The organism is Pseudomonas sp. Os17 (assembly GCF_001547895.1).
Lineage (GTDB): Bacteria > Pseudomonadota > Gammaproteobacteria > Pseudomonadales > Pseudomonadaceae > Aquipseudomonas.
In genome coordinates, this window is the sequence record NZ_AP014627.1 from 5,933,622 (window position 1) to 5,952,657 (window position 19,036).

The following is a 19,036-nucleotide window of genomic DNA, read 5'->3' on the forward strand; positions in this document are numbered from 1 at the left end:
GTGGCTTGTGGCTCGCGGCTTGGAGCTTGCATTTCGTCACTTGAGCGCTGCTTCTGTGCGACATGATGTCCTTTCATATGCCATCTAAAACCCATTGGGTTAGAATGCCTCCCCTTTCTGCCCCCCGATCCTTGAGGACCGCCATGTTCAGCCGTGATTTGACTATTGCCAAGTACGACGCCGATCTCTTTGCCGCCATGGAGCAAGAAGCTCAGCGTCAGGAAGAGCACATTGAGCTGATCGCTTCGGAAAACTACACCAGCCCAGCGGTGATGGAAGCTCAAGGCTCGGTACTGACCAACAAATACGCCGAAGGCTACCCAGGCAAGCGCTACTACGGCGGTTGCGAATACGTCGACGTGGTTGAGCAACTGGCCATTGATCGCGCCAAGGAGCTGTTCGGCGCCGACTACGCCAACGTCCAGCCACACGCCGGCTCCCAGGCCAACGCTGCGGTCTACCTGGCCCTGCTGCAAGGCGGCGACACCATCCTGGGCATGAGCCTGGCCCATGGCGGTCACCTGACCCACGGTGCTGCCGTTTCCTCCTCCGGCAAGCTGTACAACGCCATTCAATACGGCATCGACGCCAACGGCCTGATCGACTACGACGAAGTCGAGCGCCTGGCCCTCGAGCACAAGCCGAAAATGATCGTGGCCGGTTTCTCCGCCTACTCGCAGATCCTCGACTTCCCGCGTTTCCGCGAAATCGCTGACAAGGTTGGCGCCTACCTGTTCGTCGACATGGCCCACGTGGCCGGTCTGGTCGCCGCTGGCGTCTACCCGAACCCGGTGCCGTTCGCCGACGTCGTGACCACCACCACCCACAAGACCCTGCGCGGTCCACGTGGCGGCCTGATCCTGGCTCGCGCCAACGCCGACATCGAGAAGAAGCTGAACTCCGCGGTATTCCCGGGCGCCCAGGGCGGCCCGCTGGAGCACGTGATCGCCGCTAAAGCGATCTGCTTCAAGGAAGCGCTGCAGCCTGAGTTCAAGGCCTACCAGGAACAAGTGGTGAAGAACGCCCAGGCCATGGCCGAAGTGTTCATCGCACGCGGTTTCGACGTGGTTTCCGGCGGCACCAAGAACCACCTGTTCCTGCTGTCGCTGATCAAGCAGGACATCTCCGGTAAAGACGCCGACGCCGCTCTGGGCAAAGCCTTCATCACCGTGAACAAGAACTCCGTGCCTAACGACCCACGTTCCCCGTTTGTCACTTCCGGCCTGCGCTTCGGTACTCCGGCCGTGACCACCCGTGGCTTCAAGGAAGCCGAGTGCAAGGAACTGGCCGGCTGGATCTGCGACATCCTGGCGGACCTGTCCAACGAAGCGGTGATCGACGCCGTGCGTGAGAAGGTCAAGGCCATCTGCAAGAAGCTGCCGGTATACGGCGCTTAATCAGCCCGCAGACCGCAACAGAAAAAGCCCGGCCCAGCGCCGGGCTTTTTTGTGCCTGGATGGCCGCCACACCAGGCGCTGAAAGGAGCCTGCGAGGTCTTGCGAACGCAAGATACTCGGGCGGCCGTTCCGGCCGATCGCAGCCTACGGCAGCGGCTACAGTGACTTGGGGAGGAAAAACCACTGGTCAGACCGGTCATGCCAATTTGCGTCAGCCCTCTTGTAAACCGCTAAAAGCCGAGCGTAGACTGCGCCTGCACTGGACATACCGGTAAGACCACAATAATTAAGTCCTCCATCCGCTGCGCCCCCAATGCGCACGGCAGACAGGACACCGACCAGGATTCCTCCCCATGCTCAGATGGTGCTCGCGTTCGATTTTCCTCCAGGTTGTGCTCGGACTGATGCTTGGCATCGTCTGCGGCCTCACCCTCCCCGAATACTCCTCACAACTCAAACCACTGGGCGATGGCTTCATCAAGCTGATCAAGATGCTCATCGGCCTGATCGTGTTCTGCGTGGTGGTCAGCGGTATCTCCGGCGCCGGCGATCTGAAGAAGGTCGGACGCATCGGCCTCAAGTCGGTGATCTACTTCGAGATCCTTACCACCATCGCCCTAGTGATCGGCCTGGTCATGGCCTTCAGCACCGGCATCGGCAGCGGCGCCAATATTCACCTGGAACAGCTGTCCGCCGCCGACATGGGCGATATCGCCCAGCGCGGCCAGCACATGCACACCACCACCCAGTTCCTCATGGACCTGATCCCCACCTCGGTGATCGGCGCCTTTGCCGAGAACAACATTCTCCAGGTGCTGCTGTTCTCGGTGCTGTTCGGCAGCGCCCTGAACCTGGTGGGCGAAGCGGCCTCGGGCATTTCCCGGCTGATCAACGAGCTGAGCCACGTGATCTTTCGCATCATGGGCATGATCGTGCGCCTGGCGCCCATCGGCGTGTTCGGCGCCATCGCCTTCACCACCAGCAAGTACGGCCTGGATTCACTGCAGCACCTAGGCAGCCTGGTGGGCCTGTTCTACCTGACCTGCCTGGCCTTCGTCGCGGTGATCCTCGGCTTGGTGATGCGTCTGTCCGGCCTGCGCATGCTGCCCTTTCTCAAGTACCTGCGCGAAGAATTGCTGATCGTCCTCGGCACCGCCTCCTCCGATGCGGTGCTGCCACAGATCATGCGCAAGCTGGAACACCTGGGCATCGGCAGCTCCACCGTGGGCCTGGTGATTCCCACCGGCTACTCGTTCAACCTGGACGGTTTCTCCATCTACCTGACCCTGGCCATTGTCTTCATCGCCAACGCCACCGGCACGCCGTTGTCCATGTCGGACCTGTTGACCATCCTCCTGGTGTCGCTGATCACCTCCAAGGGCGCCCACGGGATCCCTGGTTCGGCCCTGGTGATCCTGGCCGCGACCCTGACCGCGATCCCGGCGATCCCGGTGGTGGGCCTGGTGCTGGTGCTGGCGGTGGACTGGTTCATGGGCATCGGTCGCGCGCTGACCAACCTGATCGGCAACTGCGTGGCCACCGTGGCCATCGCCCGCTGGGAAAAGGACATCGACGTGCAACGGGCCAACAAGGTGCTCAGTGGTCAACAGGGCTATACCTTCCAGGCGCGCAAACCGGTGGCCGCTGCCCACCAGCAGGAATTTTAATCCAGCCTGGTGCCTGCCCACGGCAGGCACCACCATCAGCGCGGCAACGGCGCGCTACCGATAGCTCATGGAGTCAACAGTGATCAGCTCGTCAACGGTTGTGAATTCAGTGGTAGAAAAGCTCCGGGCCGCCCTCGCCCGTGGCCAGTGGCGCTCCGGCGACATGCTGCCCGGGCAACGTGAACTGGCCGAGCAATTGGGCATCAGCCGCCCCAGCCTGCGCGAAGCGGTGATCGTCCTGGAGACTCTGGGCCTGGTGCGCTCCATGCCAGGCAAAGGCGTGGTAGTGCTGGATGCCCCCCAGGGCGAAGCCCAGGGAGCCGAAAGCAGCGTGGCCGGTGCCAGCCTCGAGGACGTGCTGCAACTGCGCTACACCCTGGAACCCTTCATCGTCGGGCTGGTGGCGCAATCCATCAGCAGCAAGGAAGTCGGCCAGCTGCGCCTGACCCTGATGGACATGCGCGAGGCCCTGGAAGCCGGCGACAGCGAGGCCGGGGTCAATGCCTACATCGCCTTCCACGAGGAACTGTTCACCCTGACCAGCAACCCGATCTTCCAGAACGTGGTGCAACAGACCAGCAATGCCCTCAAGCAAAGTGCGCAGATCCTGCGCAACTCGCCGGAGCACCTGGCCGAACGCCTGGAAGAAAATGAAGCGGTGGTGCGGGCGATCCGCAACAAGAACAGCGCCCTGGCCAGCGCCGAGATGCGTCGGCACATTCTCCAGGAAGGCCAGCGCATGGGCATCGAACTGAACATTCCGGACGATCACCTGGGCAGCAACGCCCCGTAATCAACCCCCGAGTCAGCAACTGGACTGGAGACAGGCCATGGTCAGCTACGCCCTGAAAAACAACCCCTTCACCCTGGTGGCCAGCCTGCCGCGGCGCCAGTGCGGCGAAAAAAAACTGCTGGTCGATGACGTCTATCCGCAGATCTTCGATGCCATCCTCGAACAGCGCATCGACCCCGGCAGCCGCTTCACCGAGGACAGCCTGGGGCAGGCCTTCGGCGTCAGCCGCAGCATCATCCGCCAGGTCCTGGCACGCTTGTCCCATCAGCAAGTGATCATCCTGCGGCCCAATCACCGGCCCCAGGTCGCCGCCCCGGACCGGGAACAGACCCGGCAGATCCTGCACGCCCGGCGCCTGACGGAAATCACCCTGGTGCGCCTGGCCTGCCAACAACCCCGGCGCCAACTGCAACCTCTGCGGCAATTGATCGCCCGGGAACGTGAAGCCATCGAGCGCGACCAGCGCGGACCGGCCATCCGCCTGTCCGGGGAGTTCCACCTGCAACTGGCAGAAGTGGCGGGCAACGGCCCGTTGGCGCAGTTTCTCGGCAGCCTGGTACCCCTGACGTCCCTGGCCATCGCCCAGTTCGAAGGTCGCACCCGCCACTGCTGTGCCTGGCAAGAGCACGCAACGCTCATCGACGCGCTGCAGGCGGCCGACGTCGAGCAGTCCGAAGCCCTGATGCACCGGCACCTGGATCACCTGGAGCGCCGCCTGCTAGGCACGGCACCCGCCGAGGCCCGGCGGTAGGAGCCGGCTGGCCGGCGAAGGCTTCAGCGGCCCAGCATCCTGTCGAAGCCCTGCCGGATCTTCTCTTCCGGCAGATCATCGGCAATGAACACCATCACACTCTCCCGCGCCTCGCCTTCGGCCCACTCGGTGTCCCAATCGAAGCCATAGAGCTTGAGCACGCCCTGGAACACCATGCGCCGCGGCTCGTCGATCACATTCAGCACCCCTTTGTAACGCAGCAGCTGCTTGCCGTGATCCTCCAGCAGCTCATTCATGAACTCGCTGAGGCGATCCAGATCCAGGGCCTGCTCGGTGCGCAGCACCAGGCTGGAGATCCGGTCCACCGAGGGTGCCTGGCTCACCGGGCGCAGGCTGATGCCGCCCCCCAGATCAGCATTCAAATTGAAGCCGCGCACATCCAGCAGTTCGGCCAGGTCGATCCGGCCGTGCTCCACCACCCGGATCGGCGCCCGGCGGTTGATCCGCGTCAAGCGCTGGCTCAGGGCATCGAAGGTCTGCTCATCCACCAGGTCACGCTTGCTCACCAGCAACCGGTCGGCAAAGCCGATCTGCGCCTGGGCGATGGTCTGGGTCAGGTGGAACTCGGCATGCTTGGCATCCACCAGAGTGATGATGCCGTCGAGAATGTAGCGCTCGCGCAACTCTTCATCGATGAAGAAGGTTTGCGCCACCGGCGCCGGATCGGCCAGGCCGGTGCACTCGATCACCAGCCGGTCGAAGGCGATCTCGCCACTGTCCAGACGCTCCAGCAACAGATACAGGGCCTTGGTCAGGTCGGTGTGGATGGTGCAGCAGACGCAGCCGTTGGACAGGGTCATGACCTGGACCGGCTGCTCTCCCAGCAACTGGGTGTCGATGCCGGCCTCGCTGAACTCGTTCTCGATCACGGCGATCTTCAAGCCGTGCTCGGCCTTGAGCAGGTGCCGCAGCAAGGTGGTCTTGCCGGCACCGAGAAAACCGCTGAGCACGGTGACGGGAATAGGATTTTGCAAAACAGGATCTCCCACGCAAAAAACGCAGGAGCCGGCGTGTCGGCGATGGCGTCCGAAGAATCGCTATCGCCGGCAAGCCGGCTCCTGCCTGGGTGTGGCTCAAACGTTGTGTTTCAACAGCACTTCGGACCGCCCTTGCCGCCGTAGCGGGCCTCCTGGCGCTCCCGGAAGAACGCCTCGTAGGACATCACCGGCTTGTCCGGGTGCTTGGTTTGCATATGCTCGACGTAGTTGTCGTAGTCGGGCATGCCGACCATCAGGCGCGCGGCCTGCCCGAGGTATTTACCGAGGCGACTCAGGTCGTTGAACATGCTTGCAATCCTCGATTACGCATCCGGCACCGCCTGATAGGGCGCTTCTTTATCCGTGCGTTCCTTGCTGCCCCAGGCCGCAACACCGACCTTGAGCGCGTAGAACAGGATGCTGAACACCACCAGCAGGAACAGGGCGGTCAGGGTCGCGTTGGTGTAGGCGTTGAAAATCACGTGCTGCATCTGGGTGATGTCCTTGGCCGGAGCGAGAATCTGACCATTGGCCAGGGCATCGCTGTACTTCTTCGCCAGCGCCAGGAAGCCGATCGCCGGGTTGGCGTCGAACAGCTTGATGAAGCCCGCGGTGGTGGTGCAGATCAGCAACCAGACCGCCGGCAGCAGGGTGACCCAGATGTAGCGCTGGCGCTTCATCTTGATCAGCACCACCGTGCCGAGCATCAGGGCGATACCGGCGAGCATCTGGTTGGAGATGCCGAACAGTGGCCACAAGGTGTTGATGCCGCCCAGCGGATCGATCACGCCCTGGTACAGCAGGTAGCCCCACAGGGCCACGCAACCGGCGGTGGCGATCAGGTTGGCGGTCCAGGATTCCGTGCGCTTGAGCGCCGGAACGAAGGACCCCAGCAGGTCCTGGAGCATGAAGCGACCGGCACGGGTACCGGCATCCACCGCGGTGAGGATGAACAGCGCTTCGAACAGGATCGCGAAGTGGTACCAGAACGCCATGGTGTTTTCACCCGGCAGCACGTGGTGAAGGATCTGCGCGATCCCCACCGCCAGGGTCGGTGCACCGCCGGCACGGGCCAGGATGGTGTTTTCACCGATGTCCTTGGCCACCGCCTGCAGTTGTTCCGGGCTGATCACAAACCCCCAGCTGCTGACGGTCTGCGCCACGGCCACCACGTCGCCGCCGACAATGGCCGCCGGGCTGTTCATGGCGAAGTACACACCCGGCTCGATCACCGAGGCCGCGACCATGGCCATGATCGCCACGAAGGACTCCATGAGCATGCCGCCGTAGCCGATGTAGCGGGCGTTGGCTTCGTTATCCAAAAGCTTCGGCGTGGTCCCCGAGGAGATCAGCGCATGGAAGCCCGACACCGCGCCACAGGCGATGGTGATGAACAGGAACGGGAACAGGCCGCCTTTCCACACCGGGCCGGTGCCATCGGTGAACTGGGTCAGGGCCGGCATCTTCAGCTCGGGCATGGTGATCAGGATGCCGATCGCCAGGGCGATGATGGTGCCGATCTTGAGGAAGGTCGACAGGTAGTCCCGCGGAGCCAGGATCAGCCACACCGGCAGTACCGCGGCGACGAAACCGTAGCCGATCAGCATCCAGGTGATCTGGATACCGGTGAAGGTGAACATCTTGCCCCACACCGGATCGGCAGCCACCTGGCCGCCCAGCCAGATGGAGCCCAGCAACAGCAGCACGCCGATCAGCGAAATCTCGCCAATGCGGCCCGGGCGGATGTAGCGCATGTACACGCCCATGAACACCGCGATCGGGATGGTCGCCATGACCGTGAAGATGCCCCACGGGCTCTCGGCCAGGGCCTTGACCACGATCAGCGCCAGCACCGCGAGGATGATGATCATGATCAGGAAGCAGCCGAACAGCGCGATGGTTCCCGGGATACGCCCCATCTCCTCACGGACCATGTCGCCCAGGGAGCGGCCGTTACGCCGGGTGGACAGGAACAGCACCATGAAGTCCTGCACCGCACCGGCCAGGACCACACCGGCAATCAGCCACAGTGTGCCGGGCAGGTAGCCCATCTGCGCCGCCAGGACCGGCCCCACCAGCGGGCCTGCGCCGGCGATGGCGGCAAAGTGGTGACCGAAGAGAATGTGTTTGTTGGTCGGCACATAGTCCAGACCGTCGTTGTTGATCACTGCCGGAGTGGCCCGACGCGGGTCCAGCTGCATGACGTTAGTGGCAATGAACAGACTGTAATACCGGTACGCCACCAGATAGATGGCCACCGCGGCCACCACAATCCACAAGGCGTTGATCGCCTCGCCGCGGCGCAATGCAACTACGCCGAGGGCGCACGCTCCTACGATTGCCAGCAGCAGCCAGGGGACATGGCGCAGCAGGCTATTATTATTTTTCATTTTTTTATTCCAGCCAGGGTGGACAGAAAGACAGCGTTTCGAGTGTAGCGCTACTGCTCTCAAAGACCACCCCCCACGTTGGTTTAGAGCCTTCTTTTAACGAATGAGCAGGTTTTTTTTCGAAACTTTTTCAACTCAGACCAGCCTGACCGATAACGCCGTCGCACGCTTGCAGGCCGCCTGTGGCGACAGTCATAAACCGCGGTCTATAGTCAGTGCACCATGCAGAGGGCCAGCCCATGAGCGAGCAATACGCCGATCGTCGACGCTTCAAGCGCATCGCCTTCGATGCGAAGACCAAACTGAGCCAGGGCACCCACCGCTGGCCGGTGCAACTGCTGGACCTGTCCCTCAAGGGCCTGCTGATCGAGCGCCCCGACCCCTGGCTGGGCGACCCCAACCGCATCTTCGAAGCCGATATCCACCTCGGGCCCGATGCCGATGTGCGCATGGACGTGCAACTGGCCCATGACAATCATGGCCAGCTGGGATTCGTCTGCCTGCACATCGGCCTGGAGTCCATCGAACACCTCAGGCGCCTGATCGAGCTGAACCTGGCAGACCCCGAGGAACTGGAGCGGGAGCTCGGGGCCTTGATCGATATCTGATCGGCCCCACTGCTGTTCAGGGAAACAGCGCCGGTTCGGGAAACTCGCTTTCCATGTCCCAGTAACCCGCCTGTTGCCGCGAGGCAACGGTCCACTGGCCGTCGACATAACGGAAGGTGCGATAGGTGGTGATGAACTCTTCGTTCTCCATCGACGACGCCGACGACACCTGCTGGATGCTTTCGGTGCCGCCCTTGTCCGAGGGCACGATCTGCCAGGCGGCCTTGCCGGTCTGGGCGAACACCAGCGGCTGCTTCTCGCCGCCCTCCCCCAGGCACAGCACCGGATCCAGCTGACTCTGTTCCGGCGTCAGTACTTCAGTGAGGGGACCGCTGTAGCTGCCCATGGGCGCGGTCTGGTCAATGGTCAGGAAAAACGCCGGCGACGGCAGGCCGTTCAGCGGAGCCTTTTCCACCGTGGCCATCGGGTAGTCCAGGGACTTCTGCGCCAACACCTCGCCGCTATCGGAAACCAGGCGCGCCAGCGCCCCCAACGGCGCAACCGGGTGATCGTCGTCGGACGGGAGCAGGCTGTCGGCGTCCAGGCCATTGCCCCAGCTGTTGGCATGCAACTCGGGGGTGATACGCAGATCCTCCAGTACTTCCAGCACCGAGCCGTCCCCCACCAGCACCTGCTGGGCGATCCGATAGCCTTCCGGTACTTCAGCCTGCTGGGCCATGGCCAGCGCCGAACAGCCCAACAGCCCCGCGCCCAGCATCCAGCGCTTCAACCTTGTCATGCCCATCCCCTGCCTCCTTCCCTGCGAGTCCCGTGCCGATTATTCGAAAAGCGCATCCAACGCCTGTTCCAGGCGGGTCACGGCAATGATCTTCAAGCCTGGCGGCGCCTCCTTCGGTGCGTTGCCCTTGGGCACGATGGCCCGCTTGAAGCCATGCTTGGCCGCCTCTTTCAAGCGCTCCTGACCGCTGGGCACCGGACGCACTTCGCCGGACAGCCCCACCTCGCCGAACACCAGCAAGTCATGGGGCAGCGGACGATTGCGCAGGCTCGACATCACCGCCGCCATCAGCGCCAGGTCGGACGCGGTTTCCAGCACCTTGACCCCGCCCACCACGTTGAGGAACACGTCCTGATCGTGGGTCGGAATACCGCCGTGGCGATGCAACACCGCCAGCAGCATGGCCAGGCGGTTCTGGTCCAGGCCGAGGGTCACCCGGCGCGGGTTGGCCAGGTGGCTGTCATCCACCAGCGCCTGAACTTCCACCAGCATCGGCCGGGTGCCTTCCCAGGTGGCCATCACCACGCTGCCCGGCACCTCTTCCTGGGCGCGGGTGAGGAAAATCGCTGAAGGGTTGGAGACTTCCTTCAAGCCGCGGTCGGTCATGCCGAATACGCCCAGTTCGTTGACCGCACCGAAACGGTTCTTCACCGCCCGCAGCAAACGCAGGCGACCGTCGGACTCCCCCTCGAAATACAGCACGGTGTCGACCATGTGCTCCAGCACCCGCGGCCCGGCCAGGGCGCCTTCCTTGGTCACGTGGCCCACCAGGAAGATCGCCGTGCCGCTCTGCTTGGCGTAGCGCACCAGCAAGGCCGCGCTCTCGCGCACCTGGGACACGCCGCCCGGGGCCGATTGCAGCTGCTCGGTGAAAATCGTCTGGATCGAGTCGATCACCATGACCTTGGGCTTTTCCACCCGGGCCGTGGCGATGATGGTTTCGATGCAGGTTTCGGTCATCACCCGCAGTTGATCCTGGGGCAGGCCCAGGCGCCGGGCGCGCATCGCCACCTGCTGCTGGGATTCCTCGCCGGTGACGTAGAGCGCCGGCATGCGCGTGGCGATATTGCACAGGGTCTGCAGCAGGATGGTCGACTTGCCGATCCCCGGATCGCCGCCGATCAGCACCACCGAACCGTCCACCAGGCCACCGCCCAGCACCCGGTCGAGTTCGCCGGAGGCGGTGGAGAAACGCGGGATTTCCTCGACGCTGACTTCCGCCAGGGTCTTGATCTGCGCCTGCTGCCCGGCCCAGCCGGTGCGCCCGGCAGGTGCCGCGGCGCCGCCACTTTCGATCATGGTCTCGGTCAGGGTGTTCCAGGCCCCGCACTCACCGCATTGCCCGGCCCATTTGGGAAAGGTGGAGCCGCACTCGGTGCAGCCGTACATGCGCTTGGCCTTGGCCATCTGAACCCCCGGCAAAAACCGCGATGATAGCTCAGCTGGAACGGATCAGCGCGGCGGCGCGGTGCGTATCTGCCCGCTGGCCAGCCGCGTGGCGCTATTGCCCAGGGGATCCTCGGCATTCAGGTCCGCGCCTTTGGCCGCCAGGGCCTGAAGCAATTCCTCCCGCTGGAACAGCCCGGCATACATGGCGGCGGTCTGCCCCGCGCCGTTGCGCTGGTCGGGGCTGCAATCGGCGGCCAGCAGGCGCCGGGCAATCTGCACCTCGCCCTTGAAGATTGCCCCCATCAATGCGGTGTTGCCGCGCTTGTCCTGGGCACAGGCATTGGCGCCGGCGGCCAGCAGGCGCTCCACCGCCGGGCCCTGGCCGTGATAGGCGGCCAGGATCAGCGCGGTGTAGCCCTTTTCATCCTGGGTATCGAGGGCGTAACCGGCCTCGATGAAGGTGTCGAGCATTGCCACGTCGCCCCGGCGCGCGGCATCGAAATAGTAGTGTTCCAGTTGAACCTTGACCGCCACCGGGTCGGCACTCGCCGCTGGTTCGGCCGCCGGCTGCGCATAGGCGACAAACGACCAGGCCACTGACAACAGCGCTATAAAAAGACGCATGGCGCGACTCCTCTGTCGGAAAAAGACGTCACGCCCGGACGGGCGTGACGAGGTGAGGCTGGCGCGATCAGTCGCTCAGCTTGGCTGCCAGGGCCTTGACCCGGGCCAGGTCGCCCTTGGCCACGCGGGTCACGCCGCTGCCGTACTCCGGGTCGGCCTTGTAAAGGAACGACAGGATGATGTGCTTGCTCTCGTCGTCAGTGGTGGCCAGGGAGCCGCCGAAGCTGTCGATCAGGTCCTGGCGCTCTTTCTTGCTGAAGGAGCGATACAGGTCCCCGGCCTGCTTGAAGTTCTGCTCACGCTGGATCTTCGCCTGCTGGGTGCTGCCCGACAGCGCCATCTGGCTGTAGCGCGCGCTTTGCGGCTCTTCACGCGGCATCAGGCGGCTCGGCTGGTAGTTGACCCCGGTGCTGGTGTGGCCCAGGTTCATGGCGCCGTCCTGGTTGCCGTTGTTCACCGGGCTCTTCGGCGCGTTGATCGGCAGTTGCAGGGCGTTGGCGCCCAGGCGGTACATCTGGGTATCGGCGTAGGAGAACACCCGGCCCTGCAGCAGACGGTCTTCCGACGGTTCGATTCCCGGCACCAGGTTGGACGGGGCCATGGCCACCTGCTCGGTTTCCTGGAACACGTTGGCCGGGTTGCGGTTCAACACCATCTGCCCGACTTTGCGCTCGGGCACATTCGGCCAGATCTTGGTGGCGTCCAGCGGGTCGAAATCAAACTTGGCCAAGTCTTCGGGTTTCAATACCTGGACATACAAGTCCCACTTGGGAAAGTCCCCTTTATTGATGTGGGTTACCAAGTCGTTGCTCATATGGCTGTAATCACGCCCCTGGACCTCGACCACTTGTTTCGGATCAAGATTCTTCAGGCCTTGCAGGCTCTTCCAGTGAAACTTCACGTAATGCACTTCGCCCTTGGCATTGATCAACTTGTAGGCGTGCACGCCATTACCATCCATTTCCCGGTAACTGGCCGGAGTTCCGGAGTTGGAATACAGCTCGGTCAATGTGCGAGTGGCTTCGGGAACATGAGAGAAGAAATCAAAACGTCGCGAGTCATCATCCAGATTGGTGCGCGGATCGGGTTTGAACGCATGCACCATGTCCGGGAACTTGATGGCATCGCGAATGAAGAACGTCGGGAAGTTGTTGCCGACCAGGTCCCAGTTACCCTCTGCGGTATAGAACTTGGTGGCGAAACCCCGTGGGTCGCGCAAGGTTTCCGGGGAGTGGTTGCCGTGCACCACCGAGGAAAAACGGACAAATACCGGAGTGGTCTCACCGGCGGCAAAGACCTTGGCACGGGTCAGGTCGCTGAGGCTGTCGGTGACGGTGAAAGTGCCGTGGGCGCCGGTACCACGGGCGTGTACCACACGCTCTGGAATGCGCTCGCGATCGAACCGCTGAAGCTTCTGGATCAGTTGCACATCTTGCAGCAACACCGGGCCGGTGGCGCCTGCAGTCTGTGAATTCTGGTTATCGCCCACTGCCGCGCCATTGTCGCGGGTCAGCGTGGCAGCCTGTACGGAAAGGGAAAGCAGACTGGCGGCAAGCACGCCCAGTATGCGTCGCTGGGAAAGACTCCCAAGGCCAAGAGAAGCGGTCATGTTGAATTCCTCTAGTTATATAAGGCGCATCCCGATGCGCTCGCTAGAGGCTAGTGGCTAACTATTTGAATGATAAATAGAAAGCCCGCAACCACTCGATTGACAGAATGTTCTGGTTATCTCATCTGATGCGGGGTATATCGCGCGCGATCTGCTGGCACTTTGAATAAACTCTTTGCCTGTTTATCGGTCAATAAGCCCGCAAGCTGTTAAAAGTTGTGTCGGCAAAATGCTTTTTGCTGAATTACACTGCCGTAACCAACCTCATCTGTAACAAGGAATAACCTATGGGCGTGCTAAGTGAGTTCAAGGCCTTCGCGGTCAAAGGCAATGTGGTCGACATGGCCGTGGGTATCATCATTGGCGCTGCGTTCGGCAAGATCGTCTCGTCCTTTGTCGGCGACGTGGTCATGCCCCCCATCGGCCTGCTGATCGGTGGGGTGAACTTCGGGGATCTGGCAGTCACGCTCAAGGCCGCGGCGGGCGATACGCCGGCGGTGGTGTTGGCGTACGGCAAGTTCATCCAGAGCATCATCGACTTCATCATCATTGCCTTCGCCATCTTCATGGGCGTCAAGGTGATCAACCGCCTGAAGCGTGAAGAGGCCGTGGCCCCGACACTGCCGCCGGTACCGAGCAAGGAAGAAGAACTGCTGGGGGAGATCCGCGATCTGCTCAAGGCGCAGAACAACAAGCCCTGATACAGGCTTCAGCACTACAAGGAACGGCGCCCTCAAGGCGCCGTTTTGCTTACCAGTAGGTTTCCACCGCCACCTGCCCCGGCCGCCGGCTCAGGCTCAGGTTCATGCCCCGCTGCTTGAGCAGCGCACGGGTGTCATCGATCATCTGCGGGTTACCGCAGAGCATCACCCGCGAATGCTCGGGGGTCAGGGCCACGCCGGCGGCACGCTCCAGCTCGCCGTTCTCGATCAGCTGGGTGATGCGCCCGTTGAGGCTGCCCGGATGCTGCTCGCGGGTCACGGTGCTGATGAACTGCAGCTTGTGGGCCACTTCCGCCAGGTACTCACGCTGGGGCAACTCGGCGAGCAGCTGCTGATAGGCCAGCTCCTTGGCCTCGCGCACGCTGTAGACCAGGATGATGCGCTCGAATTTCTCCCACACCTCGAAGTCCTGCAGGATCGACAGGAACGGCGCAATCCCGGTGCCGGTGGATAGCAGCCAGAGGTCGCGACCGTCGACGAAACGGTCCAGGGTCAGGTAGCCGAAGGCCTGGCGATCCACCAGCAGGCTGTCCCCCACTGCCAGGCGACTCAGTTCGCTGGTGAACTCGCCGCCGGGCACCACGATGGAAAAGAACTCGAGAAACTCATCGAACGGCGACGACACCATGGAATAGGCGCGCCACACCGTACTTCCATCGGCCTTGGTCACCCCGAGACGGGCGAACTGCCCGGCACGAAAGCGAAAACCCGCGTCCCGGGTGGTGCGCAGGGTAAACAGGCTGGAGGTCAACGGCTGGACCTCGAGCAGGGTCTGGCGCGTGTACTTTTCTTCACTGGCGGTCATGACGGGCTCCACAAAAGCGATGCTCTAGTGTCCCGCAAAGCGCCGGACAGAAACACCGGCGGTTTGTAGTGGCATAGAGCGCGGGCAATCCCCGGCAAAAAACCGTACCATTTAGCCCCGCTTCGAACGGCCCGCACCGCCGCTGCTCGAGGGTTCCCGTGCGCGCGACAGCCCCCACCGCCGGGACATTCACCGATTACCTAGAGTCCGCCCCATGCCCCTGCTTGCAAGCCCCTTCGCCCAGCTCGACCTGATCCGCCAGCCCGAACAGCAGAACGAGCCGCTGCAAGCCTTCGACGCGGCGGACGAATACCTGCTCAACCACCTGGCCGAGCAGCAACCGACCAGCGACAGCCGGGTGCTGATCCTCAATGACAGCTTTGGCGCCCTGGCCGCGAGCCTGCTGGGCAAGGTCCAGGTCAGCAGCAGCGGCGATTCGTACCTGGGCGCCTTGGCCCTGGAAAAGAACCTGGCGCGCAACGGCCTGCCCTTCGACGCCCTGCGGGTGATACCGGCCAGCGAGCCGTTGCACGGCCCCTTCGACCGGGTGCTGATCCGCGTGCCCAAGACCCTGGCCCTGCTGGAAGAGCAACTGATCCGCCTGCAAGGGCAACTGGCCCCAGGCGCCCAGGTCGTGGCGGCGGCCATGATCAAGCACCTGCCCCGCGCCGCCGGCGACTTGCTGGAGCGCTACATCGGCCCGGTGCAGGCCTCCCTGGCGGTGAAAAAGGCCCGCCTGCTGATCGCCACGCCAGAAGCCAGGCCGGCGGTGGTGTCGCCCTACCCGACCCGCTATCGCCTGGAGCAGCCGGCCATCGAGCTGCTCAACCACGCCAATGTGTTCTGTCGCGAAGGCCTGGACATCGGCACCCGCGCCTTCCTCCCACACCTGCCGCAGAACCTCGGCAGCGCCCGGGTCGCGGACCTGGGCTGTGGCAACGGCGTGCTGGCCATCGCCAGCGCCCTGGACAACCCCCAGGCCCACTACACCCTGGTGGACGAGTCCTTCATGGCCGTGCAGTCGGCCCGGGAGAACTGGCAGGCGCTGCTCGGCGATCGTGAAGCCGAGATGCGTGCCGGCGATGGCCTGGCCGGGCAGGCGCCGCAGTCCCTGGACGTGGTGCTGTGCAACCCGCCGTTCCACCAGCAGCAGGTGGTGGGCGACTTCCTCGCCTGGCGCATGTTCCAGCAGGCCCGGGAGGCCCTGGTGGTGGGCGGCGCGCTGTATATCGTCGGCAACCGCCACCTGGGCTATCACAGCAAGCTGGCGCGGCTGTTCCGCGGCGTCGAACAAGTGGCGGCGACGCCCAAGTTCGTGATCCTCAAGGCACGCAAGGGTAACAGGCAAAAAAAACCCTCCGCAGGCGGAGGGTTGAAACCGTGCCGCAAGGCAACGGGATGGGATGATCAGTGGGTGGTCAGGCCCGCAGCATTCATGAACAGGCGCATCAGGCTGGCCACCACGAACAGGGCCAGTACGCTGCCACCCCAGATCATCGCCAGCCAGCCCAGGCGCTGCCACAGCGGTTTCTTTTCCGCCTGTTCGATTTCCTGCAAAGAGTGTTTACCGCTCATGATTGCAACTCCTGCCTAACCCGAATTCCCGTAGGGCCCGGCTTGCCAGCGAAAGCGCCAGCAGCCGGCTCCTGCCTAGTGGTAACCGTCTTCGTGGGTGACCTTGCCGCGGAACACGTAGTAGCTCCAGAAGGTGTAGCCCAGGATGAACGGGATGATGAACAAGGTCCCCACCAGCATGAAGCCCTGGCTCTGCGGCGGCGCGGCGGCGTCCCAGATGGAGATCGACGGCGGCACGATGTTCGGCCACAGGCTGATGCCCAGGCCGCTGTAGCCGAGGAAGATCAGCACCAGGGTCAGCAGGAACGGCGTGTAGTGGGCATTGCGGGCCACGGCGCGCAGCAGGCCGTACATGGTCACCAGCACCAGGATCGGCACCGGCAGGAACCAGAACAGGTTCGGCAGGGTGAACCAGCGCGCGGCGATCTCGGCGTGGGCCAGCGGCGTCCAGATACTGACGATGCCAATCACCGCCAGCACCACATAGGCCAGGGGCCGAGCAATGTCATGCATCTGCTGCTGCAGCTTGCCTTCGGTCTTCATGATCAGCCAGGTGCAGCCGAGCAAGGCATAGGCCACCACCAGCGCCAGGCCGCAGAACAGGGTGAAGGGCGTCAGCCAGTCCAGCGAGCCGCCGGCGAACTGCCGGTTGACCACCGGCAGGCCATCGATGAACGCCCCCAGGGCCACACCCTGGAAGAAAGTCGCCGCCAGCGAACCGCCGATGAAGGCCTTGTCCCAGATATGGCGCTTGTCGTCCTTGGCCTTGAAGCGGAACTCGAAGGCCACGCCGCGGAAGATCAACCCCACCAGCATCAGGATCAGCGGCAGGTAGAGCGCCGAGAGCACCACCGAGTAGGCCAGCGGGAAGGCGCCGAACAAGGCCGCGCCCCCCAGCACCAGCCAGGTTTCGTTGCCGTCCCAGACCGGGGCGACGGTGTTCATCATCACGTCACGGTCGCGCTCGTCCTTGACGAACGGGAAGAGAATCCCGATCCCCAGGTCGAAGCCGTCCATGACCACGTACATCATGATGCCGAAGATGATAATCACGGCCCATAACAGCGGAAGATCAATACCCATGACTCAGTTCCCCTTGTTCAGGCGGGTGCCGTGGTCGGCGTCGTGGTCATCGTCGGCTGCGGACAGCGGACGGGCCGGGGTACGTTTCTGCCCGGGACCACCGTGGCTGGTTTCGGCACCTTCGTTGGTGACCGGACCTTTGCGCACCAGGCGCATCATGTAGCCGATACCCACGCCGAACAGCGAGAAGTACACCACCACGAACAGCGCCAGGGTGATGCTCATCTGCACAAAGCTGTGCCCGGACGAGGCGTCCGCCGTGCGCATCAGGCCATAGACCACCCACGGCTGACGGCCGATCTCGGTGGTGAACCAGCCCGCGAGGATCGCGATCAGCCCGGATGGGCCCATCCACAACGCCAGGTACAGGAACGGGCGCGAGGTGTAGAGGGTGTCACGCTTGCGCAGCCAGAGGCTCCAAAGGCCGGTGAAGATCATCAGCATGCCCAGGCCGACCATGATCCGGAACGACCAGAAGACGATGGTCGAGTTGGGCCGGTCCTCGGGCGGGAACTCCTTGAGCGCCGGCACCTGCTTGTCCAGCGAGTGGGTGAGGATCAGGCTGCCCAGGTAGGGGATTTCCACCGCGAAACGGGTCTTCTCGGCCTTCATGTCCGGCCAGCCGAAGAGGATCAGCGGGGTCGGCTCGTTGCCGACGTTTTCCCAGTGGCCTTCGATCGCGGCAATTTTCGCCGGCTGATGCTTGAGGGTGTTGAGGCCGTGGAAGTCGCCGATCACCGCCTGCACCGGCGCCACGATCAGGGCCATCCACATCGCCATCGACAGCATGCGACGAATGGCCGGGTTGTCGCGGCCCCGCAGCAAGTGCCAGGCTGCGGACGAGCCGACGAAGAACGCCGTGGCAACGAACGCGGCGACCGCCATATGCGCCAGGCGATAGGGGAATGACGGGTTGAAGATCACCGCCAGCCAGTCCACCGGGATCACCTGGCCGTTGACGATTTCATAGCCTTGCGGAGTCTGCATCCAGCTGTTGGACGAGAGGATCCAGAAGGTCGAGATCAGGGTACCGATGGCCACCATCACCGTGGAGAAGAAGTGCAGCTTGCGCCCGACCTTGTTCCAGCCGAACAGCATCACACCGAGGAAACCGGCTTCCAGGAAGAAGGCCGTGAGCACTTCATAGGTGAGCAAGGGGCCGGTGACCGACCCGGCAAAGTCCGAGAAACGGCTCCAGTTGGTGCCGAACTGGTAAGCCATCACCAGGCCGGAAACCACACCCATGCCGAAGTTGACGGCGAAGATCTTCGACCAGAAGTGGTAGAGATCACGGTAGGTGTCGTCGCGGGTTTTCAGCCACAGGCCCTCGAGTACCGCCAGGTAACTCGCCAGGCCGATGGTGATCGCCGGGAACAGGATGTGGAACGAGATGGTGAACGCGAATTGAATTCGGGCGAGATCAAGCGCCTCTAAACCGAACATAAGCTTTCCTCTATCAGGTAATACCGGCTGCGGGCCAAGGGCCAGCGCCTACTGCCCCCACGGATATGGAGTTCGGCGAATTCGGATTCGTTCTTTTTTAAACCATCGCAACGTAGGGATTCTGGCCCTTGGGCCGCCACATCAAACCACTGGAAAAGGTTTTGATCTGGGTCAAGCAACGTTAAAAGAGTAGTCCTATTTTCGGCGCACAACTCTGTGGTTATTTGCCGCGTGACAGCTTGCCTCACCCTCTCAAGTTCGGGGTTTTCCCGGCGTTTTCCCACGCAAAACGCCTGTAGCCGCTGCTGAGCCTGCGACGCGGCGAAAGGCCGGGCCGCGTTCGGTACGCAGGGTCTTGCCTGGCGATTGCCCGTCGAACCTGCGGCGTATTCAAGATCCTGGCGTCTCCTCCGGAGCCGTTCGCAGCCTGCGGCAGCGGCTAC

Annotated in this window: 17 protein-coding genes and 1 pseudogene; 7 read left to right on the forward strand and 11 right to left on the reverse strand. The window is 63.1% G+C overall.

Going from position 1 to position 19,036, the window contains the following annotated elements; genetic code table 11:
• The first annotated feature begins 143 nt into the window (after positions 1-143).
• The 4 genes from glyA (at position 144) to POS17_RS26245 (ending at position 4,608) form a co-directional block, all read left to right on the forward strand.
• The gene (glyA, locus tag POS17_RS26230; RefSeq protein ID WP_060841179.1) at positions 144-1,397 is read left to right on the forward strand and encodes a serine hydroxymethyltransferase; all 1,254 of its coding nucleotides are present in this window, start codon (positions 144-146) and stop codon (positions 1,395-1,397) included.
• Between the two features lie 353 nt (positions 1,398-1,750).
• On the forward strand, positions 1,751-3,064 hold the full coding sequence (locus POS17_RS26235) for a C4-dicarboxylate transporter DctA (RefSeq protein WP_060841180.1): 1,314 nt from the start codon (positions 1,751-1,753) through the stop codon (positions 3,062-3,064).
• A 79-nt stretch (positions 3,065-3,143) separates the two neighbouring features.
• A complete protein-coding gene (locus tag POS17_RS26240) occupies positions 3,144-3,857 on the forward strand; it encodes a FadR/GntR family transcriptional regulator (RefSeq protein ID WP_060841181.1) in 714 nt (237 codons plus the stop codon).
• A 37-nt stretch (positions 3,858-3,894) separates the two neighbouring features.
• Positions 3,895-4,608, forward strand: a complete 714-nt coding sequence (locus tag POS17_RS26245; RefSeq protein ID WP_060841182.1) for a GntR family transcriptional regulator — start codon at positions 3,895-3,897, stop codon at positions 4,606-4,608.
• A gap of 23 nt (positions 4,609-4,631) precedes the next feature.
• Here the strand turns inward: POS17_RS26245 and yjiA are convergent, their stop codons facing one another.
• From yjiA to POS17_RS26260, 3 genes are all read right to left on the reverse strand, one after another.
• On the reverse strand, positions 4,632-5,603 hold the full coding sequence (gene yjiA / locus POS17_RS26250; protein ID WP_060841183.1) for a GTPase: 972 nt from the start codon (positions 5,601-5,603) through the stop codon (positions 4,632-4,634).
• A 113-nt stretch (positions 5,604-5,716) separates the two neighbouring features.
• The gene (locus POS17_RS26255) at positions 5,717-5,914 is read right to left on the reverse strand and encodes a YbdD/YjiX family protein (RefSeq protein WP_007937254.1); all 198 of its coding nucleotides are present in this window, start codon (positions 5,912-5,914) and stop codon (positions 5,717-5,719) included.
• Between the two features lie 15 nt (positions 5,915-5,929).
• On the reverse strand, positions 5,930-7,996 hold the full coding sequence (locus tag POS17_RS26260; protein WP_060841184.1) for a carbon starvation CstA family protein: 2,067 nt from the start codon (positions 7,994-7,996) through the stop codon (positions 5,930-5,932).
• Positions 7,997-8,235: 239 nt separating this feature from the next.
• Between POS17_RS26260 and POS17_RS26265 the strand changes: the two genes are divergently transcribed.
• Entirely contained in the window at positions 8,236-8,604 is a 369-nt protein-coding gene (locus POS17_RS26265) for a PilZ domain-containing protein (protein ID WP_060841185.1), read from the forward strand.
• Positions 8,605-8,620: 16 nt separating this feature from the next.
• Here POS17_RS26265 and POS17_RS26270 read toward each other — a convergent pair whose 3' ends face one another.
• The 4 genes from POS17_RS26270 to POS17_RS26285 all read right to left on the reverse strand — a co-directional run bounded on the left by POS17_RS26270 (position 8,621) and on the right by POS17_RS26285 (position 12,965).
• Positions 8,621-9,349 carry a hypothetical protein gene (locus POS17_RS26270; RefSeq protein ID WP_060841186.1) on the reverse strand — a complete coding sequence of 243 codons (729 nt, stop codon included), beginning with the start codon at positions 9,347-9,349 and terminating at the stop codon, positions 8,621-8,623.
• A 33-nt stretch (positions 9,350-9,382) separates the two neighbouring features.
• The gene (radA, locus tag POS17_RS26275; protein WP_011063580.1) at positions 9,383-10,750 is read right to left on the reverse strand and encodes a DNA repair protein RadA; all 1,368 of its coding nucleotides are present in this window, start codon (positions 10,748-10,750) and stop codon (positions 9,383-9,385) included.
• A gap of 45 nt (positions 10,751-10,795) precedes the next feature.
• Entirely contained in the window at positions 10,796-11,356 is a 561-nt protein-coding gene (locus tag POS17_RS26280) for an ankyrin repeat domain-containing protein (protein WP_060841187.1), read from the reverse strand.
• Positions 11,357-11,423: 67 nt separating this feature from the next.
• Positions 11,424-12,965 (reverse strand): catalase, encoded by a 1,542-nt coding sequence (locus POS17_RS26285; RefSeq protein WP_060841188.1) that lies wholly within the window; start codon positions 12,963-12,965, stop codon positions 11,424-11,426.
• Between the two features lie 287 nt (positions 12,966-13,252).
• On the opposite strand from POS17_RS26285, the gene mscL reads away from it, so the two are divergent.
• The gene (gene mscL / locus POS17_RS26290) at positions 13,253-13,666 is read left to right on the forward strand and encodes a large-conductance mechanosensitive channel protein MscL (protein ID WP_060841189.1); all 414 of its coding nucleotides are present in this window, start codon (positions 13,253-13,255) and stop codon (positions 13,664-13,666) included.
• A gap of 49 nt (positions 13,667-13,715) precedes the next feature.
• Here the strand turns inward: mscL and POS17_RS26295 are convergent, their stop codons facing one another.
• Entirely contained in the window at positions 13,716-14,492 is a 777-nt protein-coding gene (locus POS17_RS26295; RefSeq protein ID WP_060841190.1) for a ferredoxin--NADP reductase, read from the reverse strand.
• 214 nt (positions 14,493-14,706) lie between these two features.
• On the opposite strand from POS17_RS26295, the pseudogene POS17_RS26300 reads away from it, so the two are divergent.
• A pseudogene (locus POS17_RS26300) lies at positions 14,707-15,828 on the forward strand (methyltransferase); the annotation flags it as partial.
• A 71-nt stretch (positions 15,829-15,899) separates the two neighbouring features.
• On the opposite strand, the gene POS17_RS31300 reads toward POS17_RS26300, so the two are convergent.
• From POS17_RS31300 to POS17_RS26310, 3 genes are all read right to left on the reverse strand, one after another.
• Positions 15,900-16,067, reverse strand: coding sequence for a DUF2474 domain-containing protein (locus tag POS17_RS31300; RefSeq protein WP_082729298.1), 168 nt, complete (start codon positions 16,065-16,067; stop codon positions 15,900-15,902).
• 75 nt (positions 16,068-16,142) lie between these two features.
• Complete coding sequence (gene cydB / locus POS17_RS26305) at positions 16,143-17,150, reverse strand: cytochrome d ubiquinol oxidase subunit II (RefSeq protein WP_060841191.1); 1,008 nt, start codon at positions 17,148-17,150, stop codon at positions 16,143-16,145.
• Between the two features lie 3 nt (positions 17,151-17,153).
• Positions 17,154-18,593 (reverse strand): cytochrome ubiquinol oxidase subunit I, encoded by a 1,440-nt coding sequence (locus POS17_RS26310; RefSeq protein ID WP_011063588.1) that lies wholly within the window; start codon positions 18,591-18,593, stop codon positions 17,154-17,156.
• Positions 18,594-19,036 lie beyond the last annotated feature (443 nt).